This window comes from Kovacikia sp. CALU 1929 (assembly GCF_056784235.1).
The window spans coordinates 132149-153117 of sequence record NZ_JBXBCF010000099.1 but is presented as its reverse complement, the minus strand read 5'-3'; the positions used below and the strand labels follow the sequence as shown (position 1 = coordinate 153117).

Genomic DNA, 20969 nt, shown 5'->3' with positions numbered 1-20969 from the left:
AAACAGTTGAAGAAACTGCTCTACAGCCCTGCCATCACTTCACGGGCAGCTTGCAGGGTGCGATCGATGTCCTCATCCGTATGAGCCAGGGAGGTAAACCCTGCCTCAAACTGGGAGGGAGCCAGGTAAATTCCGCGCTCCAGCATCCCCCGGTGGAAGCGGCTGAACTTTTGAAGGTCAGACTTCTTCGCATCTTCGTAGTTATGCACTGGACCTTCCGTAAAGAACAGCCCAAACATGCCGCTGATGTTGCCACCACAGGCAGGGTGTCCAGCTTCCTTAGCAATTTGTAGTAGCCCATCGGCTAACCGTTTGGTCACCTTCTCCAGGTACTCATAGGAACCGGGTTGCCGCAAAATTTCGAGGGTTTTGATCCCGGCAGTCATTGCCAGGGGATTCCCTGATAGGGTACCTGCCTGATACATTGGCCCCGCAGGCGCAACCATTTGCATGATGTCCTTACGACCACCGTAGGCACCCACTGGCAAACCACCGCCGATCACCTTGCCCAGAGTCGTCAGGTCAGGCGTAATGCCAAACTTCTCCTGGGCACCGCCATAGGCAATCCGAAAGCCGGTCATCACCTCGTCAAACATCAGCAACGCCTCATACTCACGGGTGAGTTCCCGTAGCCCTGCCAGGAAGCCGCCATCAGGCGGAATAAAACCGGCATTGCCCACAACTGGCTCTAGAATCACCCCAGCAATCTCACCTGGATTTTCCTCAAACAGAGCCTTGACGGCTTCCAGGTTGTTGAAGGGAGCGGTGAGGGTATTTTCTGTAGTCGATTTGGGTACACCAGGAGAGTCGGGTAGCCCCAACGTCGCCACCCCAGAACCTGCTTTCACCAGGAACATATCGGCATGACCGTGGTAGCAACCTTCAAACTTGATAATTTTCTCCCGCCCGGTAAATGCTCGCATCAATCGCAGTACAGACATGCAGGCTTCTGTTCCAGAGTTGACAAAGCGCACCATTTCAATGCTGGGAACGGCATCAATCACCATTTCTGCCAGCGTGTTTTCCAGGGCACAGGGCGCACCAAAGCTGGTGCCTTTTTCCAGGGCATCATGCAGTGCCTTCAGCACATCGGGATGGGCATGTCCGCAGATAGCAGGTCCCCAGGTGCCAACATAGTCAATGTACTGGTTCCCGTCTACGTCCCAGACATAAGCACCCTTGACTCGATCGAACACAATCGGCTGTCCCCCAACCGATTTAAAGGCGCGTACTGGAGAACTGACTCCTCCGGGCATCAATTTTTGAGCAGCGGCAAAAATTTCTTCTGATTTGGTTGTTTTTAAGCTACCGATGATCAATGTTGTCTCCTTAAGTTTTATGACTGAAAGGGTTTACAGGTAGAAGATCAGCCTTAGGTGATGAGCGTGTTTTGCTGAAGCGAATTACTATTGATTATCCCATCTGCTGGAGGTGACTTTCATGCTATACAAAACGAATCGGGAATTACCTTCCAATATTCGCGATCGCCTCTCGGAAGCCGCGCAGAATCTCTATCGGGTCGCCTTTAATTCCGCTCTTCAATGGTACGGCGAAGAGGCAAAAGCACACCAGATTGCCCGTAGTGCTGTTAGAAATCAGGTTGTCAATCCTAACAGCGCCCTCATCAGCTAATTCTTCATTCAAGTCTAAAGGATGTTTGATTAAAGTCCAGGGGCTTGTCACATGACTGCTTTCCTCCCCTGGAGTTAATTTCAGTGGAGCCAATCTCTCACGAAGTTGAGGTGAATGGTACTGAATTCACAAGTTTCAGCCCCCCGAAGTCTTGAAGATTCCGGGGGGCTTAGTAGAGAATATGCAGACAAAACCTGCTGTCGCAGGTTGGGGAAGCCCGCGATTTCCCTGAGTCCGAGGCGACAGTCCATAGCTTCTTTCTCCCCTCTCCTTTTCTTTCACCTCCTACCACCTGACTAATGAACCAACTCCTGACCCATGCCACCGTGGTAACCATGAACCCCAACCGGGATGTGCTGGAAGATGCGGCTATTTACATTCAGGACGATCGCATTCAAGCGATCGACACGACTGAGGCATTGTTATCCAGATACCCCGATACCGAAGTGATGGACTGTGGCGATCGGGTCATCATTCCTGGCATGATCAACACTCACACCCACTTGTTTCAAACCCTCCTCAAAGGCTTGGGCGACGACCGGGTACTCAAGGATTGGTTCTGCGGCATGACGGGACCATCCGCCACCCAACTTACAGCCGAAGACTGTTATGCGGCTGCCCGTCATGGTTGCGTAGAAGCAATTAAATCTGGGACTACGACGCTGGTGGACTTTATGTATGCCCATCCACAGGGACAATTGACGGAAGCCGTGATTCAGGCATTCCAGGAAATCGGAATTCGCGGTATTGTGGCACGCGGCTACTTGACCCTGGGAGAAGAATTTGGCGTTCCCCCATCGTTGATTGAACCGCTTGACAAAGCCCTCTCTGATGCTTGCCAATTAATCGAAAAGTATAACCAGCCAGGGGCAAGGGTTCAGGTCGGGCTGGCTCCTTGCATGATCTGGAGCGTTGATCAGGATACGTTAGATAAAACTCGCAAGTTGGCAAGCGACCTGAAGGCACTGATCACGATTCACGTTGCCGAGACACCCTTTGAAATCGAAAACTCCATGCAGCGGTTTGGCATGCCCGATTTGCAATACCTACAACAGATTGGCTTTCTAGGACCGGATGTGTTGGCAGTTCACTGCGTTTATTGCGAGAGCCGGGATATTGACATTCTGAAACGGCATCAGGTCAAAGTCTCCCATAATCCCTGTAGCAATATGTATCTGGCATCGGGTTTTGCCCCCATTCCTGAAATGCTGTTACAGGGAGTGACGGTTAGCCTTGCCTGTGATGGTCCTGCCAGCAACAATAACAGTAATATGATCCACACCCTGAAGTTCGGAGCGTTGATTCACAAAGGCTACCACCGCGATCCAACCATCATCACCGCAGAAAAGGTGTTGGAAATGGCAACCATTGACGGAGCGCGGGCATTGAGATTAGAGCATGAAATTGGCTCGATCGAACCGGGTAAAAAAGCCGATCTCGTCATCCTGAAACTGGACAATGTATTTGTTACCCCCGTCCATGCACCCGTGTCGTCTCTTGTCTATTCTGCCCTGGGTAATGAACCGGAAACCGTACTGGTAGATGGTCAGGTTGTCATGAGCGATCGCCAGATGGTAACGGTTTTTGAGGAAGAGGTGATGCGGGAATCGCAAAAAGCAGCGGATAACCTGGCAAAACGGGCAGGTACCGATCGCTTCAAACGTCGCCCCTGGCGATCGTCCATCACCTAAATCGGTTGCTGCTCCTACTCAGCACCCATTTTAGTATCTGAGTATAGCGGTAAAATCACAGTTGAACGAGGTCTCAATTGATCGGGGTCTCAGTTTATACTTAGCTTTATCGTCGTTTTAGTGAAGACTTTGTCGTCACTCTGCCCCCTACGGACGACCTGATCTCGCAAAAAGCCCCTTAATTGTTTGGCTGACGACATTTTAGGGAATTCTGCTTTTAGAATTTTCCAAATTGGGGATAAACATTAACCAATGGCAATGGTTGAATCTGATTCTGACAACCAGCAGCATTCGCCTTCCCTGGCGAAACTGTGGGGTAAGCGATATGTGCAAAGTCTTCTGGGGTACTCGCAATCCTTGAGCGATCGCGATCGTGACCAATTCGCTGAAGTCTCTTCCCTGGAAGGGCGGGCACGAACCGCCGCCAAACTGCTCAAATCCCTAAACTTTGCCAGTGCCCAAGCCTGGAGCAAAACAGAGTCTTTGTTGGCAGAAGAAGTTCAACGCCATCAGATTAATCCCCAGTATATTGACCCCTGGCTCATTGCCCGCGAGTCCCATCAACTGTTTGAGAAGGTTTTAGCGGTTTATCAGCAGGGAAAAGCGCCCCAAAGTCTGGCAACGGCGATCGGCGCAGAATGCGGGCGGGTACGTCGGGTTGTCTCTGCCCAAGACCCGCGCATTATCGGTTTCACCAGTATGCAAATCCACTACACCGGGCAAATGTTACTGGAGCCGCTCTCCGATACCGAGCAACTTTTGATGACAGACTATTTCAAAGTCCTGGATGATCATCTTTACATGCCCCTCCAGCGAGCATATGAAGCGGCAGCGAACCAGGATCAAAACTCTTTTGAATTGGCAGCCGTTCAGTCCTTGTTACCCCAAAGCGGAACGATCGCCCAAACGATTTGCAATCGAGTCATCCAGGAATTTAGTAGTTATCGATCCCACAGTGGACCTCTGGGAGACGCTCAACTATTGATTTCCAGCATTCGAGACGTAGAAATGTTTCAAATCTACCTCTGTGTCTGTGCCCTCGAAAACAATATTGCCGCCTTTCAGGAGGAACTCTTTCCCTTGTGTGTCATGCTCTACCCACCCTTGAAGGTAGAGTGGTGGCTAGTGCGGTTGCTGGTAGAATTACTGGAACAGGCAGTGAACAAACGAATTTCAACTGTTCTCGCTAGTTATTTCCACCCCTATTTGCAAGCCATACAAGAATTATTTACGGCAGAAGTAGTTGGTGCGTGAAGTAGTGATTTAGCAGGTGTTAGGTGTTAGGTGTCAGATGTCCGAGGGAGACGGACGAGACAAGATTTTGTGCTTGCTAATTTGTCCTATCCTTAGGGCTATCACCTTCCAGAGCATTGCTTCAACCCATGCAAAAAGCGGGAAGTTTTCCAAAACTCCCCGCTTTCTTGGTTAAAGGCTAAATAAGAAATAGCGGGTCAGGTTTTGTCTTAGGCTGGTTGGTTTAGAACAACAACCAAAAACTAACAACCAAAAACTATCTCACCCTAAGCAACCCACTTCTGGGCAACCGTTTCAGCCAAATCTACAACTCGCTGGCTATAACCCCACTCGTTGTCATACCAGGCAACCACCTTAACCATATCGCCACCCATGACCATAGTCAGGGCTGCATCTACAATTGAGGATTCATCTGTGCCTGCATGGTCACCAGAAACCAAGGGCAGATCGCAGTACTTGAGGATCCCTTTCATCGGACCTTCCGCCGCACTTCTTAAAACATCATTCACCTGTTCGGCGATCGTGTTTTTTTCAACTTGAACCACCAGGTCTACGATAGAAACATTAGGAGTGGGTACCCGCAGCGCAATCCCGTTGAGTTTGCCTGCCAGTTCGGGCAATACCAGGGCGACGGCTTTTGCTGCCCCAGTCGAGGTGGGTACAATGTTGATCGCAGCCGCCCGCGCCCGACGCAGATCCCGGTGGCTTGCATCCAGCAACCGCTGATCACCTGTGTAACTGTGGGTGGTAGTCATCGTGCCTTTGATGATGCCAAAATTTTCATGGAGAACTTTGGCAACCGGCGCAAGACAGTTTGTGGTGCAGCTTGCATTGCTAATGACATTATGTTTGTGGTGGTCATAATCCTGATGGTTAACACCCACAACAAAGGTTCCGTCATCGCCTTTACCAGGGGCGGTAATTAATACTTTTTTGGCACCAGCCGTAATGTGCTTAGAGGCACCCTCTTTGCTGATAAAAACCCCAGTTGACTCAATAATCAAGTCAATGTCCCACTCCTTCCAGGGGAGATTCTCTGGGTTGCGATCGGACGTACACTTGACTGTATGACCATTAACCGTAATGGTATTCTCATCCGCACTGACATCACCACCAAACCTGCCAATCATCGAGTCGTATTTCAATAGATGGGCGTTGGTTTTGGGGTCAGAAGTATCGTTGATAGCGACCACTTGCAACTGGCTATTTTCTCTAGTCAGCCAGCAGCGCATAAAATTACGCCCAATACGTCCGAAACCGTTAATTGCTACTCTAATCACTGCGTCTTACCCTCTGTCTGCTAATTAGATACCCACAATCAAACCGATCATAAGACTCTATGGATCCCAGCGCAATCACTTCCCAGTTGAGTACCACCGCTGTAAGCACCGCCGCACTGACATCCCAGCCTCTATGAGAACTTATTCCTTCCAAGAAGCCTGAGATAGGGATCGGCAGCCTTTGCACTGTATTTTCCAATTGTTAAAGTCTATTGAGTAGGTATTTTAACTTATTTTGCGTACAATTTCAGCTTTTTAATGTAGGTTCTAACCACATCGGGCACTAAGTATCGAATTGAACGGCATTCCAGGCAATATTGCCGAATTAGGCTAGATGAGATTTTCAGCAAGGGCATTGACAAAAGATGCCAGTTGGGGATGCCTATTTGAGCCGCAACTTGCTGACAGACTTCTTCCTCCCATGCTTCCCCCTCCCCATTGATCTGTCGAGGTGCTACAAGCCAGGTGCATTGTGTCGCCAGGGTTGAGCTATTGCGCCATTTAGGAAGAGTCTGAAACGCATCTGTGCCAAGAATCCAGTACCAGTGCGTGTTGGGGTAAAGGGCTTGCAACCCCTTCAGAGTCGCGATCGCATAGGAAGTGTGCGATGGCTCAGCTTCTAGACTGGATAAACTGAATGCAGGCTGATCGGCGATCGCTAACCGCACCATTTCCAGCCGTTGGTTAAACGTAGGCATTAACTGACGCTTATGGGGAGGATGGTAAGTTGGCACCCAAATAATCTGATCAAGCCCAAACTGATCTAGGGCAGTTTCGGCAACCAGGAGATGACCCCAGTGAACTGGGTTGAAGGTACCACCGAAGATTGCAATGTTGTGCATCGAGAATCCTCAGTAGAAAGTGATGACCACATGGGTGGAGGAAGAGGCGGGAAACTCATCCACATAGCCTATTCCCTTCTCTACAAAGGTAGAAATTTACCATGGCAGTCCTCAATCATTGGTTGAGAATGAGAGGCTGTGTGAAAAAGGATTTCAAGGCAACCCAATCTCACAATCCAATCGGATTGCCACATTAGCCCTGGGAGCGCTTAGTACTTAAATTTCTACCCAATATTCAGTGGATAGGAAACAAACTTTTGTGTAGTCTGACAGATGTTTACTGGGAAACTTGAGTATAAAGTCTGAACTAATATTTAGGAGCTAACAATAATAAGGAAATATCAAGAAAACTTTTTGTAGCCTATTCAGCCTCGGTTGATTGAGGCACAACCTACTCAGGACAGTTTATTGAAGCTCAGGTGAAATAGCTGATCAAATATTTTGTAGGCATAATAATATCAAAAAGTTTTCAATAATTTCACTGAGCATCTGTAGAAAGGATGAAAGGGGTGATATAACTTTCACGGCAACCAAAACCCAGGCTGTTCATAGCGTCGCATTTAGCTGTGACTGGCAAATTATTGAAAGCCTATATCGACAAAAAGGTAATCCTTGATATGATAGCGCGTGATATTGCTGTGGTGTGGTGTGTAAGGAGCTAGAATGCTGAACTCTGTCGATTTCACCGGCAGACCATTTCACTTTATCGGTATTGGTGGAATTGGAATGTCAGCCCTCGCTTACGTTTTAGCCAAACGTAAGTTACCTGTATCTGGATCGGATCTGCGATTGAGTCATATTACTCAACGCTTACAGGAAGAGGGTATCCATGTCTTTTGGAGCCAGGATCCAAATAATCTAGAATTTTTCAAATCGGATGCTGGCTCAGGTAATCCAGCGCTAGCTGCCAGCAAGTCCGGTAATGGGTCCTCTGAGATAGAAACAAATGAGATAGAAACAAGTGATATAGAAACAAAATCTCAGGATCAGAGAGGACCAGCGTATGATTCAGTGCGGGAGAATCATCCAGCAAATGGTTTGCCTCAAGTGATTTGCTCAACGGCAATTCATCCGGCTAACGCTGAGTATATGGCTGCCCGTGAATTGGGCTGTCCTATCTTCCATCGTTCAGATGTACTAGCAGGACTCATTCAAGAGTATCGTAGTATTGCGGTAGCTGGGACCCATGGAAAAACAACAACTAGCAGCCTGATTGGCTATTTGCTGCTGGAAGCAGGATTGGATCCTACTATTGTTGTGGGTGGCGAAGTAAACGCATGGGGAGGAAACGCCCGCTCCGGTGATGGAGATTTCCTGGTTGCCGAGGCTGATGAGTCAGACGGCTCCCTGGTTAAGCTGGCAGCCGAGATTGGCATCGTGACCAACATTGAGCTTGACCACCCAGATCATTACCACGATCTGAGTGAAGTCGTGGACATTTTTAAGACCTTTGCTAATCACTGTCAAACCCTGATTGGTTGTATCGACTGCGCTACAGTGCGAGATGCCCTCAAGCCTGCCATCACCTACAGCCTGGATGTAAATTCTGGGGCTGATTATACGGTTGACTGTATTACTTATCGTCCCGATGGGACCACTGCCAGAGTTTGGGAACGGGGAGTGATCCTGGGTCGGCTGGATGTTCGCCTGTTGGGGCAGCATAATTTAAGTAATGCGCTGGCTGCCGTTGCAGTTGGGCGTTTGTTAAAGTTGGACTTTGCCGCGATCGCCCCCGCGATCGCCACCTTTGAGGGTGCCCGCCGTCGATTCGAGCATCGAGGTGAGTACAATGGCATTCTGTTTGTGGACGACTATGCACACCACCCCAGCGAGATCCGGGCAACCCTGACCGCTGCTCGTCTGCAAGCAAAATCATGGCGAAATCCGTTGCGGCGGCGAATAGTCGCAATCTTTCAGCCCCATCGCTATAGCCGCACTGAAGCATTTTTATCTGAGTTTGCAGCTTCGTTTGAAGAGGCAGATGTCGTTGTCCTCACCGACATCTACAGTGCTGGTGAATCCAGTACAGGGCGGATTACAGGTCAACAACTTGCTGACCTGGTAGCCAGCCACCACTCCAAGGTTTATTATGAACCTTCGCTTAAAGCAGTCAACCAACTGCTGACGGATGTTTTGATGCCGGGAGACATCGCGCTATTTCTGGGAGCAGGCAATTTGAATCAGCTAATTCCTGAGTTAATGGCGCTTTGCCAGAACCTTGAACAGGGTGTATCTCAAGGCTTGTGCAATCAGGCCTGAACAAATCTCATCGGTTGAGATTACCAGAATAAAATCCACTAGCGGTGCTTAGTCTGGGGCATCAAAAAAATTCATCATGACTCTCTCATACGACCCTCCTAAAGTGAACGTTTCTGGGGTAACCCGGTTGAGCCTTGAACCCTACAAATACTCTCAGGTAGACAACGTTCAATTGATTCGACTTCCTGGTACTGATAATTTAATTAAACCTCTGGTTCCCCTGGCGACTCTAACCTCTTTCCGGGTTGGCGGACCTGCCGAATGGTATGTCGCTCCTCGAACTCTAGAGGAACTGCAAGCCAGTTTTGAATGGGCGCAGACCCAAGGACTGCCCGTGACTATGCTGGGGGCAGGCTCTAATTTACTGATTAGCGATCGCGGACTACCTGGTTTAGTCATCGGCACTCGCCGCCTGCGTCGCTCCCACTTTGACCTCGAAACTGGACTGGTAACGGTTGGTTCAGGCGAACCCCTGCCCCGGTTAGCATGGCAGGCTGCCGAACGGGGTTGGCAAGGGCTGGAATGGTCTGTTGGCATTCCTGGCACGGTAGGCGGCGCGGTTGTCATGAACGCAGGTGCCCACGGAGGCTGCATTGCTGACTACCTGGTCAGCGCTCAAGTTCTTTTACCAGACGGCACCTCAAAGATGTTGCTGCCTCAGGATTTGCACTATCGTTACCGCACGTCCTTCTTGCAAGGTAAGGGTTGGCTGGTCACCCAGGCAACCTTTCAACTGAAACCGGGTTTTGATCCAACCGTGGTCACGGCTGCCACAACCGAGCATTTAAATCACCGTCGTACCACCCAACCCTACCATCTGCCCAGTTGTGGTAGCGTCTTCCGTAATCCCAGCAGCCAATATAAAGCAGGCTGGCTAATCGAACAAACCGGACTGAAAGGCTATCAGATTGGCGGTGCCCAGATAGCAGAACGCCATGCTAACTTCATTCTTAACTGCGGCGGGGCGACTGCCAGTGATATATTCCAGCTCATTCGTCACATTCAGCAAACCGTTGAGCAACACTGGTCGCTTCAACTGGAACCCGAAGTGAAGATCCTGGGAGAGTTTCAGATGGCATAGGAAGAAAGTGTCATAATTAAACAGTTGATTGCTCAAACTAACTCATCATCCGTATACGCTATGTCACAAGGACAGGGATTTGGCTTCGGGCTTGGCAAAATGAAAGAGCTGACAGAAGCCTTTAAAAAAGCTCAACAGGTTCAGGAAGGAGCCAAGCGCCTTCAAGAAGAACTGGAACAGATGGAGATTGAAGGCGAGTCCGGCGGTGGACTGGTCAAGGTTGTGCTGAGTGGCAATCAGGAGCCTATACGAGTGACAATTTCACCAGACGCTTTAGGTGAGGGGGCGGATGTCCTGTCTGACCTGGTTACCACTGCCATGAAGGATGCTTACAACAAATCGACCGCGACCATGCGGGAGAAGATGGAAGAGTTGACCGGTGGGCTAAACCTGCCAGGAATGTAGAGCACCCTTCAGTGATGCCTTATAAGCTACTCTTTGTCTGCCTTGGTAACATTTGCCGTTCTCCTTCGGCGGAAAATATTATGAATCATCTGATTCATAAAGCTGGGTTAGACGGGCAAATTGTTTGTGACTCGGCGGGCACGTCTGGTTATCACATTGGTACCCCTCCCGATCGCCGCATGACCGTTGCTGCCAAACAGCGAGGGATTGTGCTGCGGGGAAGTGCCCGCCAGTTTACCAGGGCAGACTTTGAAGCATTTGATCTGATCCTGGCAATGGATTGGGAAAATTTTGCTAATATTGGCTACCTTGACCCGCAAGGGAAGTACCAAGACAAGATTCGGTTAATGTGTGATTTTTGTACGGTTCACACTCTGAAAGAAGTACCTGATCCTTACTATGGTGGTTCAGAAGGATTTAATCAGGTGATTGATTTATTGCTAGATGCCTGTGAGGGGTTATTAGATCACGTTAAGCAAGAGTTAGCGAGTCAATAACCCTTCCCCATCAAACTTTTGTTTTTAGACCAAATGGTGATCCATTGCGAACCGAACGAGTTCCGCACGATTGCTGGTATCGGTTTTTTTAAGCAGACTACTCACATGTTTTTCAATGGTTCGCGGACTGAGATGCAAGTGTTCGCCGATCTGAACATTAGAAAAACCATCTGCCAGTACTTTTAAGACTTCTTGTTCTCGGGGTGTCAGGTTGAGGGCAGCGATCGCCATGGCTGGTAGCGGTCTTTTGATTGGCTCCACCGACTCCGGATGGAAGTTCTGCTGAGTCGTAGAAGGGGCATGGGACTGGCTTCCTTGACCGCTGGGAGACCCTTCCCCTCTCACAAATCGCCACTCTGACTCAATCATCTGCTGCCGCTCTAGCAGATTTCGAATCACTGCGCCCAGTTCCTGTAATTCAAAAGGCTTCGATAGATAAACATCGCACCCCATCTGATAACCTCGCACCCGTTCTCGCGTCTCGGTTCTTGCCGTCAGAAACACGACGGGTAACAGTCTTAGAGCAGGACGCTGGCGAATCTGACGGACTAGCTCATAGCCATCCATCTGGGGCATGGTGATGTCAGTTACGATCAGGTGAGGCTGGTAATCTTCAACGAGCTTAATTGCCTCACGACCATTTTCAGCCGAGACAACGAAATACCCAGTTGCCTCAAGATAATCGCTGATCGATAGGCGAGTGCCAAGATCGTCATCAGCAACAAGGATCGTCAGAGGCATAGAGCAAAAGATACAGGGACATTCACCCCTAGAATAGGTCAACTCGACCTAAAATTGCGAAATTCCAGGAATTGTCAGCCGTTCTGGTATGGAATGACCATCAAGCCATGAAACAACCGATGAAAGGTATGAGCTATGGGGCTTTTGGGTCATTGGTCATTGGTCATTGGTCATTGCTAAGTTAAATGACCAGTGTTAAACACTAACCTTTAGACTAGCGGGTTCACCGGGATCACCATGCAAGGTAACCCCACGCTGATTTGAGGCGAGATGACGACAAATCTTATAAATGGTTTCGGATTGATCCGAGGCACCCATTTTTTCCGCCAGGGCTTGAATGGATAGGGGAGATGTCTCTTGCCTAAGCGTCTGTATAATCTGTTTTTGCAGTTCTAGGATGGAAGCCGCCGCTTTTTTACCTGCCTCAACTCCCGGTTGGTGATAAGCATTGACATTGATCAAAAATCCATACAAGCCCACTGCCCTTTCATAAAGGGCAATCAGCGCCCCTACGATTTTAGGAGTTACGTCTGGGATCGTTATGGTAATCGAATCCCGCTGGTTTTCGTAAAGTGCCTGCCGGGTTCCCTGAAGCAAGCCTGAGAGAAAATCACCGGAAGTGGCACCCGGTTCAACCTCAATCGAGCTACCTTCGCGATCGCGCAACACCTCAATGAACGTCACGAAAAAGTTGGGTACTCCTTCCCGTAATTGCTGCACGTAGGCGTGCTGGTCAGTGCTACCTTTGTTGCCATAAACGGCGATTCCCTGATAGACAGTGTTCCCATCCAGGTCTTTTTCCTTGCCCAGAGACTCCATCACAAGCTGCTGAAGGTAGCGACTGAAGAGGAGCAAACTGTCTTTGTAGGGCAGGATGACCATATCTTTTTCGCCCCTGCCATTTCCTGCGTAGTACCAGGAGAGTGCTAGAAGAGCCGCAGGGTTTTTCCGGATGTTAGGCACACGGGTGGCGGCATCCATTTCCTTTGCCCCCACCAGCATGTCGCGAATGTCAATGCTTTGCAGAGCTGCATCCAGCAGACCCACGGTTGACAGTTCGGAGGTTCGTCCACCTACCCAGTCAAACATTGGGAAGGTTGCCAGCCAGCCCTCCGAGGTTGCCAGATTGTGCATCTTGCTGCCTTCCATAGTGATTGCAACCGCCTGTCGGGCAAATTCTAACCCCTGATTAGCAAACGCCTTCTTCGCCTCCACCATGCCGTTACGAGTTTCTGGGGTGCCGCCTGATTTAGAGATGACGACAACCAGAGTGCTGACCAGCCGATCTTTCAGACGATTAAAGACCCGATCAATGCCTGCTGGGTCTGTATTGTCGAGAAAGTGAATGTTCAGGGGAGGAAAGTCAGGGGACAGCGCTTCTGCAACAAACTCTGGACCGAGGGCAGAACCACCAATCCCAATCGAGAGAATGTCGGTATACTTCACTGATTGAGGGGGACGAATCTCTCCCTTGAGCACTTTACTGGCAAAGGTTTCCAGATTGTCTAGAGAATCAATGATTTCGTGCCGGATTTCAGGGGCAGGGGCAAGGTCGGGATCACGCAGCCAGTAGTGCCCTACCATCCGATCCTCATCGGGATTGGCGATCGCCCCTGCCTCCAGTGCCGCCATCTGTTTAAATGCCTGCTCAAATTTAGGTTGCATCGCTGCAACAAACGCATCGTCAAACCGCATCCGGCTGACATCAACATATAGCCCTAAGCCTTGATGGAGATAAAGCCAGTCTTGATAACGTTGCCAGAGTGCAGTTGCATCCATAAGTTAAAGTTCAAGCCTCTTACGATTTGCCCATAGTGTAACGATGCTCTTGGTGAGAAGCGAAGAGCTTAGGAAAAAAATAAGAGTTGATTAAAAATGCGGATGGCGAGACTCGAACTCGCAAGGCAAAGCCACACGCCCCTCAAACGTGCGCGTATACCAATTCCGCCACATCCGCGTATTTGATTCAAGCGACTGATTTAAAACCAATCCGCTAGAAGCCTTACTAGCATAGCAAAATATCACCAATTTACGATCTGGGTTTGTCAATCAAGCAGTTAGCCCGTGAGTCCCCTACCAATACCGAACTGGCTTTGGCTGACTATCGAAATGATTGACTTGCGATCAAAAATTGCCTTTCAGCTCAGATCCCCAAGCTAGATCGGATAGAGTAAAGGAAGAAGCGTCGTCTTTCCCTAACCTAAATAATGGCATCTTCGTCTTCAATTGCTGTTCGAGAGCTTCCACTGTTTCCATTGCCCGAAGTGGTCCTATTTCCAGGTAGACCGCTGCCGCTCCATATTTTTGAGTTTCGCTATCGAATTATGATGAACACGATTCTGGATAGCGATCGCCGGTTTGGGGTGTTGATGTGGGATCAGGCTGAGGGCAAACCTGCCGCTGTTGGCTGCTGTGCTGAAATTATTCAATTTCAGCGGCTTCCGGATGATCGAATGAAAGTCTTGACTATGGGGCAGCAGCGATTTCGGGTGCTGGAATATGTGCGTGAAAAGCCCTATCGAGTTGGGTTAGTGGAATGGATTGAAGATCATCCACCGCAAAAGAATCTAAACCCCTTAGCCCACGATGTTGCCCAGTTGCTTCAGGATGTGGTTCGACTGTCTTCTAAGCTGACAGAGCAGGAAATTGTACTTCCAGATACCCTGCCTGACCTGCCAACGGAGCTTTCCTATTGGATTGCCAGCAATCTTTATGGCGTAGCAGAGGAGCAGCAGGCACTCCTGGAAATGCAAGACACGGCTGCAAGGCTGGAGCGGGAAGCGGAGATTCTGGTCTCAACCCGCAATCATTTAGCAGCCCGCACCGTTTTAAAGGATACCCTGGAAGACACTTTGAGGTAGGACAAGTAGAGCTTGGCGTAAATCTACCTGACTATTCCTCACACCTTTACAAAAGTTGCCAAACTTATGCCACCGTCTACCAGGGCGTGGAGAACAGCCACAAACCTCCAAATGCTGATTTTTGGTTGCCTTTTCTGAGAATGTTCCAGATAATGAAAGGAATATGAAAGGAACAACCCATTAACCTTTGTGGAATTTTATTCATCTGCTTCAGAGCGTTCAACTCTTGAACTTGAGTCCACGGAAGAATGCGATTCTTCTACCTTCCATCCATCAGACCCAGAGTTGAGGTTGGGCATGGTGATTGAAGAACTGGAAATTCCGGCGGCACCATCTGCCGCTTCCCAATCGGTTACCGCACCAGATAGCAGCAACCAGGGGTGGAAGGTTTTTGCAGCCACATTTGTCACAATTTTCCTGGCGGAACTGGGAGATAAAACCCAGGTGGCGACCCTCCTCATGAGTGCTGAATTTCATGCACCCTGGATTGTGTTTAGTGGAGCCGCCGCTGCCTTGATTACAACCAGCCTGCTGGGAGTGCTGGTTGGTCGCTGGCTTTCAACCTGTCTCTCGCCCAGAACACTGGATATTGCAGCAGGTATCACGCTAGCTCTGATCTCGGCGTGGCTGTTGTGGGATGTTTTTAGGAGTTGAGAGTTTTGAGTTGGGCGGGTCAAACAAGGCAGCTTTTGCTTCATTTCTATTTTTTAATCTATGGACTGGCATCTTTTAGGACTGAGCTTTATCACTGTCTTCATCTCCGAGCTGGGAGATAAAAGCCAGTTGGCAGCGATCGCACTTAGCGGCAATTCGCGATCGCCCCGGATGGTGTTCTTGGGAGCAACCGCAGCCCTGTTGTTGGCGAGCCTGTTGGGTGTGCTGCTGGGAGAGGGGACGGCTCATCTGTTGCCTGCTCGGACTGTTAAGCTGGTTGCAGCGATTGGATTTGCAATCATGGCTGTCAGGTTATTGTTGCCCCGGTCTGAATCAACCACAGATATGAGCTAAGGATCGTGGATCAAGCAACTTGGGGGAGATACTATAGCCAACAACCACGCCGATGCTCAGTTTCGTCCCCCTGACCCCTGTACATGAAAGTACTCAATCTCTGGATTAAGCAGCCTAAGCATGAAATGGCTGAATGTTCCAGCTTTACCCTGTTGCAGGGGCATGGGATTGAAGGGGATAAAAATGCTCGTTTGGGTAGCCCTCGTCAGGTTTTAATCGTTGACCAGCCATGCTTGCAACAGTTTGGCTTACAACCCGGGGATCTGTCTGAGAATATGCTCATCGATCAAATGCCTGAGGATTGGACTTCCGGGCAAATTCTTAAGCTTGGTACTGCATTCCTACGGCTCACCTTTCTTTGCGAACCCTGCTTTCGCCTGGAATCCATCAGTAAAGGGTTAGCAAAGCAAATCAAGGGCAGACGTGGGTTTCTGGGTATGGTTGTTAAGAGTGGAACTGTCACTGTAGGGGATACTATAGCCATCACGGACTACACTTTGCCTGCCCTTTCGGATAGTGTTAAGAGTCGGTTTCAAGAGTTCGTTGCCAGAATTCCATCCGGGAAAGTGGTGACCACCTCTGATCTGATACTGGCATTGGGAGTTTCAGATGCGTATTACCGGGTGATTCCAACTCTGATCAAAAATGTCGCAGGGAAGCTCCCAGTTCATCGAATTGTGGCAACCAATGGCCGGTTGTTGATCAAACATATTCCGAACCAGGCTGAGCGATTGAGCAAGGAAGGAGTAGAAATCGTGTCTGAGCGGGTGGACGATCGCGATCGGTGGCAACCAGAGTATTTCCATAGCCTGAATCGTCTTTTGGATCCCGTTGAGGCGGTTACAGTCAACCAGACTGGAAAAGTTCACATCTAGGCTGCAATGGTTTATTTCAAACGTTTTGACAATATCCAATATCTGCTATGATTGGATACTGTCACCTGGAGAGGTGGCTGAGTGGTCGAAAGCGGCAGATTGCTAATCTGTTGATGGGTTTAGGTCCATCCGAGGGTTCGAATCCCTCCCTCTCCGTTGAACTTGTGCTTGGTTCACCCCAACCTCCACAGCTTGGATGTGATCCGATTTCCATAGTTAAGTTACCTCAGCTCAGCTTGTTGAAACCTCACCAACTTAGAAACTCGTAGTTTTTTCTGGGAGAAATCTCCAGTTCTTAACTTGGATGAAGTTTAAGCTGATTTGGGTGCTGGTAGTAGGGTTAGTTTGGGGGACGTTTTTGGGAAGAAAAGTCCTGAATGTGAACCTGCTCCATTTGCCTGCGAATCTCCAGGTAGCGGTGTAGGTACTCGGTGATAATGCCGTGTAGGAGAAGGTTATGGGCAGCGGCAAAAGGGCTTTCCGGTGCTAAGGGGTGGCGATTTGTAATGATGTGGTTCCAGTTGTAGTCACCCGTGATCTGGCTAAAATAGCAACCGAAATTTTCATCAAATTCGAGAGACAACACAGCGCGTTCAAACTCCTCACTGGTGAGGCAGAGGGAATAGAATACTTTGAATAACTCGATCGCCGATTCCAGATCTAAAATCCGCAACAAGTGACGCTGAAAAATCTCCATATCAATTTCTACAGGTTTGATGCTGTCGTAAGTCAACCCACGTTGCTGCACTTGCTGTACCCAGATTGGATTTTTGTGTTGAGCTTTGCTGTAGTCCAACACAAAGTTATAGAGAATCAGATCGTGTTCCAGAAAAGCATTGTCTGCCAGGTCGGCAACAGTGCGTGGGTAAAGCGTAGATTTCTCAATCGTTGGGTCAGGACCGTTATCAATTAGAAAGTTGACAATGTTGGAACCTAAACAAATGTGACGCACAATCAAATAGCAAGCTTCTGGTGTGACAAAGGTGTTGAGAAACCAGGCAGCAGAACGGTGCATCAGTGTGTAGTTGCTGAACTGGAAAGGAAGCAGCCGTTTTACCGTCATGATCAACGCCAGCAGGATATTAGCAATGATTTTGATCGGAATCAGTAACAAAGACCGGGTCCAGTTTTGCAAATCGCGGATCATGTATGCTTTTGCTACCGGATCCACTGGAATTGCCTGATCCAGGTAAAGGGCATCCCAGGCATTGGGGTTGCGGCGATCGTGGGGTTGAGGAGTGTAGGGAGCGATCGCAACTTCAGACATGGCTTGCTCAGATTGGGCTTGAACAGAAATTGGATTCATATTGCAGGAGTGAGGAGTGAGGGGGTAGAGATTAGTAAGGGGGGGAATCTGGATTAGATTCAATCCACTACTCTTTATAGGCTTGCACAACGCCAAAAATCCCAAAGGAGTTCATCTGAGTTTGAAACCCAGTGAATCCGGCTGCGATCGCCCACTTTTGGGACAGTTCGTAGGATCTCAATCGCATTGTCCAGGGTTTGCCAGTGTGGGAGTTCAATACTCTGGCAATTAATTCCAGTTGTGGGTGATAGGGCTGAATCGTAAAGATTAATACTCCTCCGGGTACCAAAATTCGGTGTAACTGGTGAAAGTGGTTTCGGATGCGGTCATCATCTGGCAGAATTTCGTGTAAACCAGACACCACAATCAAATTTGGTTGGGGAGAAACTCGATCAAGGGCTGCATCGTTAAACGCATCTGCTTGCTCAATCGTTGCTGTGACTCCCAGTTGGATTGCCAGTTCCTGTGCCTGTTTCACATTTTCTGGCATGTAGTCGCGCAGGGTTGCCATTACGGTTCCTGCCGGAAATTGACTCAACACTTCTAGATCGTACCGTCCTCCACCACAGGCAACATCTAAAAGATGGGTAGTAATGCCCTGAGAGATGTGAGTTTGAATCGTTTGTTGCAGTACTCTTTTGAGAATCTGCTCGCGTTCACGAATTCCCTGCCAGCCCTGGGAGTTTAAGTAGGCGCGATCAATGGCTTTACCCAATAAAGTCTTCCCAGAGGGCTGGTTGCGATAAACATACTCCAGCATGACACCGGAATCAAAGCCGTATTTTGAACCGATCGCAATCCCATCGGATAGTTGCCCAACACTGTTAAGCAACTGTTTGAAAATGCTGTAGTAAATTTCCTTAGGATGCCACGCGGGTAATGGGCGAGTTAATGCTTGATAAGAAGGCAGGTAGGTTTGAGCCATTGGAAAAAACTCCTGTATTTTGTAGTTATTGTGAATTTAAGACAGTGAGCTGAAGCAATACATTTTTCGATTGTTGTAATCGATGCAATTTAGATGATTTACTTACTCCCAAACAAGAAAGTTTTCTTGAGCGATCAGGTTTTGTATTTGCTGATTTAGCAAATGCATGAATCCCTTTTTATTTCCTGTCCACCAGATAGGTTCACCAATCAAAACATCACAGCAAAAAGGAACTAAAAGGGTGTTACCTTTTGGTAGGGCTTTCCCTAAACCATGTAGAAAAACAGGATAGACGGGCACATGGGGATGGCGTTTTGCAAGGTGGGCAATGCCGATCTGAAATTCTGCCAGAGACTCAGGTTCACCTCTGGTTCCCTCTGGATAGAGAATCAGAATGTTTTCCTCAGCCAGGGCTTTTGAACAACCTTCCAGGGGGGCGTGGCAACGAACGATCGACTGCCGATCCAGAGGAATGATGCCAATGATGTTGAGAGAAAACCAGGCTAAGAATCGATTTTGCAAAAAGTAATCTGCGGCGGCAACGGGATGGATCTTTCCCAGCAATCGTATTGGGAAAAGACTCATCAGCACTATCGTATCCAGATGGCTGTTGTGGTTTGCAACGATGATGGCAGGTCCGGCTCTGGGCAACCGCTCCCGATGGCTGATCCGTAAGCCCAGAATCACAAAAACAACAAATTTGGCAATTGTGAGAAAGAATAGCGATCGCAGCAGCTTGTTCATCTGATTAACCCCACCCATCCAGGAAAATAGAAATAGACGGTGAAATGGAAAAATAGAGGGGCTGTATAGGTGAGGCTATCAATTCGATCCAGAATGCCGCCGTGCCCTGGTATGAGGCTACTGCTATCTTTTACGCCCAGGTCACGCTTGAGTGCTGATACGGTGATATCTCCAATGAAACCTGTGAGACCAATCAACAATCCAAGCACTAAAGCATGAACCCAGTGAAATGGAGTTAGCCAGGGAGCCAGAACGACTGCCATTAAAGTGGTTGTAACAATGCCACCCAGCAGTCCTTCCCAGGTTTTATTAGGGCTAACTTTTGGGATAACTTTGTGATGTCCAAAGCGTTTCCCAAACAGATATTGGGCAATGTCATTACTTTCCGTAAGAAACACCAGATAGAACAACAGCCCCGCACTGCCTGCGATCGGATTTCCTTCTACAGGAAGCATCAGCAAATAGGCAAGATGACCCAGACTGAAAACGGTTAACATTAAGCCCCATTGCAACGTTCCAATGGCTTTCAAAAACCCCTGAGTTTCTTCCAGGAGAACCATCCACATGGGCAGAAACAGGAACACATAAACTGGCACAAAAATCAGAAACATAAGGTACCAGTTGATCGAAATCCAGTAATACTGAAGCACGATCGCCAGATATGCCCACAGTAAAACCTGCCGATCAACCCGCCGGGTGGGAATGAGCGATAAGTACTCTTTCAGTGCCAGAAAACTCACGCAAGCAAAAAAGACTAATGAGACTGTTTGATTGAGTAGTGCAAGCGCAAACATTGACACGATCAACCACCAGGATTTTACTCGCTGTTTCAGTTCGGTATAGTCCTGATCGGGATTCACAAACGAGCGCGTATAAATAATGATGCTGGAAAAACTGAGCAATCCAAATACCCCTGCAAAAGCCCATATAACATTAGTGGGCGGTAGCATCTCCATCATGGCTTTTTACCTCTAAGAGAGCGTTTCTAACTCGATCGCCAATCGTCCACCCAAGCAAGAAAATGACACCGATCCACACCCAATTCAGCCAGATGCCGGGTGCCACTCCCAGTCCGAGCAAGAGGGCAATCAAGCTAAAAACAAAGGCGCGATCGCTTTTACCCATGTGTCCGTCGTAGCGCCTTTGCCCACCCACGACTACACCCAAAACACCTGCCATTTCACTTATGCTGGACAGAATTACAATCAAAACCAGAAGGTAACCCTTCACACCAGCAATCAAGCTAAAGGGGAGATAAAGAGCGACATCCGAAATTACATCGCCCAACTCATTTAACATGGCTCCCAAAGCAGACTTCATGCCATATTCACGGGCTAACATACCATCAATCGCATTCAGCGCCATGCGGATAAACGATACCAGGGGAATGAGCAGAAGAACCTCGCGCTGTTGATGTCCAACGACGATCGCGGTGCCTGCCAAACCAGAAAGCAGAACGGTGGCGATCGTGACTTGATTGGCTGTGACTCCCCAGTTGGCTAACTGAGCCACCAGGGGTCGCAACTGTTGTTGAAAAGCTGGTTTAAGTTGATATAGTCCAGACATAA

General features: G+C 48.8%; 21 protein-coding genes and 2 tRNA genes. 12 read left to right on the top strand and 11 right to left on the bottom strand.

Translation table 11 applies throughout. The annotated features are described in order from the left end of the window. Nucleotides 1-20: 20 nt before the first annotated feature. Nucleotides 21-1319, bottom strand: coding sequence for a glutamate-1-semialdehyde 2,1-aminomutase (gene hemL, locus AC1S52_RS28400; RefSeq protein WP_482032412.1), 1299 nt, complete (start codon nucleotides 1317-1319; stop codon nucleotides 21-23). Nucleotides 1320-1440: 121 nt separating this feature from the next. On the opposite strand from hemL, the gene AC1S52_RS28395 reads away from it, so the two are divergent. From AC1S52_RS28395 to AC1S52_RS28385, 3 genes are all read left to right on the top strand, one after another. Next, entirely contained in the window at nucleotides 1441-1632 is a 192-nt protein-coding gene (locus AC1S52_RS28395) for a ChaB family protein (protein ID WP_482032411.1), read from the top strand. A 299-nt stretch (nucleotides 1633-1931) separates the two neighbouring features. Next, the gene (locus AC1S52_RS28390; protein ID WP_482032410.1) at nucleotides 1932-3323 is read left to right on the top strand and encodes an amidohydrolase family protein; all 1392 of its coding nucleotides are present in this window, start codon (nucleotides 1932-1934) and stop codon (nucleotides 3321-3323) included. Nucleotides 3324-3575: 252 nt separating this feature from the next. Continuing rightward, nucleotides 3576-4577 (top strand): hypothetical protein, encoded by a 1002-nt coding sequence (locus AC1S52_RS28385; RefSeq protein WP_482032409.1) that lies wholly within the window; start codon nucleotides 3576-3578, stop codon nucleotides 4575-4577. A gap of 266 nt (nucleotides 4578-4843) precedes the next feature. Here the strand turns inward: AC1S52_RS28385 and AC1S52_RS28380 are convergent, their stop codons facing one another. Beyond that, entirely contained in the window at nucleotides 4844-5857 is a 1014-nt protein-coding gene (locus tag AC1S52_RS28380; RefSeq protein ID WP_482032408.1) for a type I glyceraldehyde-3-phosphate dehydrogenase, read from the bottom strand. A gap of 230 nt (nucleotides 5858-6087) precedes the next feature. Beyond that, complete coding sequence (gene nadD, locus AC1S52_RS28375; RefSeq protein ID WP_482032407.1) at nucleotides 6088-6699, bottom strand: nicotinate (nicotinamide) nucleotide adenylyltransferase; 612 nt, start codon at nucleotides 6697-6699, stop codon at nucleotides 6088-6090. Between the two features lie 663 nt (nucleotides 6700-7362). Here nadD and murC point away from each other — a divergent pair. The 4 genes from murC (at nucleotide 7363) to AC1S52_RS28355 (ending at nucleotide 10941) form a co-directional block, all read left to right on the top strand. Next, nucleotides 7363-8958, top strand: coding sequence for a UDP-N-acetylmuramate--L-alanine ligase (gene murC / locus AC1S52_RS28370; RefSeq protein WP_482032406.1), 1596 nt, complete (start codon nucleotides 7363-7365; stop codon nucleotides 8956-8958). Between the two features lie 76 nt (nucleotides 8959-9034). Beyond that, a complete protein-coding gene (gene murB / locus AC1S52_RS28365; RefSeq protein WP_482032405.1) occupies nucleotides 9035-10039 on the top strand; it encodes a UDP-N-acetylmuramate dehydrogenase in 1005 nt (334 codons plus the stop codon). A gap of 60 nt (nucleotides 10040-10099) precedes the next feature. Further along, complete coding sequence (locus tag AC1S52_RS28360) at nucleotides 10100-10444, top strand: YbaB/EbfC family nucleoid-associated protein (protein ID WP_482032404.1); 345 nt, start codon at nucleotides 10100-10102, stop codon at nucleotides 10442-10444. Between the two features lie 14 nt (nucleotides 10445-10458). Continuing rightward, nucleotides 10459-10941 carry a low molecular weight protein-tyrosine-phosphatase gene (locus tag AC1S52_RS28355; RefSeq protein WP_482032403.1) on the top strand — a complete coding sequence of 161 codons (483 nt, stop codon included), beginning with the start codon at nucleotides 10459-10461 and terminating at the stop codon, nucleotides 10939-10941. Nucleotides 10942-10965: 24 nt separating this feature from the next. Here the strand turns inward: AC1S52_RS28355 and AC1S52_RS28350 are convergent, their stop codons facing one another. The 3 genes from AC1S52_RS28350 to AC1S52_RS28340 all read right to left on the bottom strand — a co-directional run bounded on the left by AC1S52_RS28350 (nucleotide 10966) and on the right by AC1S52_RS28340 (nucleotide 13639). Beyond that, the gene (locus AC1S52_RS28350; RefSeq protein ID WP_482032402.1) at nucleotides 10966-11682 is read right to left on the bottom strand and encodes a response regulator transcription factor; all 717 of its coding nucleotides are present in this window, start codon (nucleotides 11680-11682) and stop codon (nucleotides 10966-10968) included. Nucleotides 11683-11877: 195 nt separating this feature from the next. Next, entirely contained in the window at nucleotides 11878-13461 is a 1584-nt protein-coding gene (locus AC1S52_RS28345; protein WP_482032401.1) for a glucose-6-phosphate isomerase, read from the bottom strand. 97 nt (nucleotides 13462-13558) lie between these two features. After that, nucleotides 13559-13639, bottom strand: a tRNA-Leu gene (locus AC1S52_RS28340). 250 nt (nucleotides 13640-13889) lie between these two features. Here AC1S52_RS28340 and AC1S52_RS28335 point away from each other — a divergent pair. From AC1S52_RS28335 to AC1S52_RS28315, 5 genes are all read left to right on the top strand, one after another. Continuing rightward, nucleotides 13890-14543 carry an LON peptidase substrate-binding domain-containing protein gene (locus AC1S52_RS28335; RefSeq protein ID WP_482032400.1) on the top strand — a complete coding sequence of 218 codons (654 nt, stop codon included), beginning with the start codon at nucleotides 13890-13892 and terminating at the stop codon, nucleotides 14541-14543. Between the two features lie 297 nt (nucleotides 14544-14840). Then, nucleotides 14841-15197 (top strand): TMEM165/GDT1 family protein, encoded by a 357-nt coding sequence (locus tag AC1S52_RS28330; protein ID WP_482032399.1) that lies wholly within the window; start codon nucleotides 14841-14843, stop codon nucleotides 15195-15197. A 60-nt stretch (nucleotides 15198-15257) separates the two neighbouring features. Further along, nucleotides 15258-15551 (top strand): TMEM165/GDT1 family protein, encoded by a 294-nt coding sequence (locus AC1S52_RS28325; RefSeq protein ID WP_482032398.1) that lies wholly within the window; start codon nucleotides 15258-15260, stop codon nucleotides 15549-15551. 83 nt (nucleotides 15552-15634) lie between these two features. Beyond that, nucleotides 15635-16426: an MOSC domain-containing protein gene (locus AC1S52_RS28320; RefSeq protein WP_482032397.1), complete on the top strand. Its 792-nt coding sequence runs from the start codon at nucleotides 15635-15637 to the stop codon at nucleotides 16424-16426. Nucleotides 16427-16493: 67 nt separating this feature from the next. Further along, nucleotides 16494-16582: transfer RNA gene (locus tag AC1S52_RS28315), tRNA-Ser, on the top strand. Between the two features lie 184 nt (nucleotides 16583-16766). Here the strand turns inward: AC1S52_RS28315 and AC1S52_RS28310 are convergent. The 5 genes from AC1S52_RS28310 to AC1S52_RS28290 form a co-directional block, all read right to left on the bottom strand. After that, complete coding sequence (locus AC1S52_RS28310; protein ID WP_482032396.1) at nucleotides 16767-17732, bottom strand: DUF6999 family protein; 966 nt, start codon at nucleotides 17730-17732, stop codon at nucleotides 16767-16769. Between the two features lie 67 nt (nucleotides 17733-17799). Continuing rightward, nucleotides 17800-18657, bottom strand: coding sequence for a class I SAM-dependent methyltransferase family protein (locus AC1S52_RS28305; protein ID WP_482032395.1), 858 nt, complete (start codon nucleotides 18655-18657; stop codon nucleotides 17800-17802). 102 nt (nucleotides 18658-18759) lie between these two features. Beyond that, a complete protein-coding gene (locus AC1S52_RS28300; RefSeq protein ID WP_482032394.1) occupies nucleotides 18760-19401 on the bottom strand; it encodes a lysophospholipid acyltransferase family protein in 642 nt (213 codons plus the stop codon). After that, nucleotides 19398-20360: a phosphatidate cytidylyltransferase gene (locus AC1S52_RS28295; protein WP_482032393.1), complete on the bottom strand. Its 963-nt coding sequence runs from the start codon at nucleotides 20358-20360 to the stop codon at nucleotides 19398-19400. Before AC1S52_RS28295 ends, AC1S52_RS28300 begins: the two co-directional genes overlap by 4 nt. Then, nucleotides 20335-20967, bottom strand: a complete 633-nt coding sequence (locus AC1S52_RS28290) for a CDP-alcohol phosphatidyltransferase family protein (RefSeq protein ID WP_482032392.1) — start codon at nucleotides 20965-20967, stop codon at nucleotides 20335-20337. The genes AC1S52_RS28295 and AC1S52_RS28290 overlap by 26 nt, the downstream gene beginning before the upstream one ends. Nucleotides 20968-20969: the final 2 nt, after the last annotated feature.

Bases quoted from the DNA above. Each gene is read 5' to 3' on its own strand.
- AC1S52_RS28395 (WP_482032411.1), top strand. From the start codon at position 1,441: ATGCTATACAAAACGAATCGGGAATTACCTTCCAATATTCGCGATCGC.
- AC1S52_RS28390 (WP_482032410.1), top strand. From the start codon at position 1,932: ATGAACCAACTCCTGACCCATGCCACCGTGGTAACCATGAACCCCAAC.
- AC1S52_RS28385 (WP_482032409.1), top strand. From the start codon at position 3,576: ATGGCAATGGTTGAATCTGATTCTGACAACCAGCAGCATTCGCCTTCC.
- nadD (WP_482032407.1), bottom strand. From the start codon at position 6,699: ATGCACAACATTGCAATCTTCGGTGGTACCTTCAACCCAGTTCACTGG.
- murC (WP_482032406.1), top strand. From the start codon at position 7,363: ATGCTGAACTCTGTCGATTTCACCGGCAGACCATTTCACTTTATCGGT.
- murB (WP_482032405.1), top strand. From the start codon at position 9,035: ATGACTCTCTCATACGACCCTCCTAAAGTGAACGTTTCTGGGGTAACC.
- AC1S52_RS28360 (WP_482032404.1), top strand. From the start codon at position 10,100: ATGTCACAAGGACAGGGATTTGGCTTCGGGCTTGGCAAAATGAAAGAG.
- AC1S52_RS28355 (WP_482032403.1), top strand. From the start codon at position 10,459: ATGCCTTATAAGCTACTCTTTGTCTGCCTTGGTAACATTTGCCGTTCT.
- AC1S52_RS28350 (WP_482032402.1), bottom strand. From the start codon at position 11,682: ATGCCTCTGACGATCCTTGTTGCTGATGACGATCTTGGCACTCGCCTA.
- AC1S52_RS28345 (WP_482032401.1), bottom strand. From the start codon at position 13,461: ATGGATGCAACTGCACTCTGGCAACGTTATCAAGACTGGCTTTATCTC.
- AC1S52_RS28335 (WP_482032400.1), top strand. From the start codon at position 13,890: ATGGCATCTTCGTCTTCAATTGCTGTTCGAGAGCTTCCACTGTTTCCA.
- AC1S52_RS28330 (WP_482032399.1), top strand. From the start codon at position 14,841: ATGGTGATTGAAGAACTGGAAATTCCGGCGGCACCATCTGCCGCTTCC.
- AC1S52_RS28325 (WP_482032398.1), top strand. From the start codon at position 15,258: ATGGACTGGCATCTTTTAGGACTGAGCTTTATCACTGTCTTCATCTCC.
- AC1S52_RS28320 (WP_482032397.1), top strand. From the start codon at position 15,635: ATGAAAGTACTCAATCTCTGGATTAAGCAGCCTAAGCATGAAATGGCT.
- AC1S52_RS28310 (WP_482032396.1), bottom strand. From the start codon at position 17,732: ATGAATCCAATTTCTGTTCAAGCCCAATCTGAGCAAGCCATGTCTGAA.
- AC1S52_RS28305 (WP_482032395.1), bottom strand. From the start codon at position 18,657: ATGGCTCAAACCTACCTGCCTTCTTATCAAGCATTAACTCGCCCATTA.
- AC1S52_RS28300 (WP_482032394.1), bottom strand. From the start codon at position 19,401: ATGAACAAGCTGCTGCGATCGCTATTCTTTCTCACAATTGCCAAATTT.
- AC1S52_RS28295 (WP_482032393.1), bottom strand. From the start codon at position 20,360: ATGATGGAGATGCTACCGCCCACTAATGTTATATGGGCTTTTGCAGGG.
- AC1S52_RS28290 (WP_482032392.1), bottom strand. From the start codon at position 20,967: ATGTCTGGACTATATCAACTTAAACCAGCTTTTCAACAACAGTTGCGA.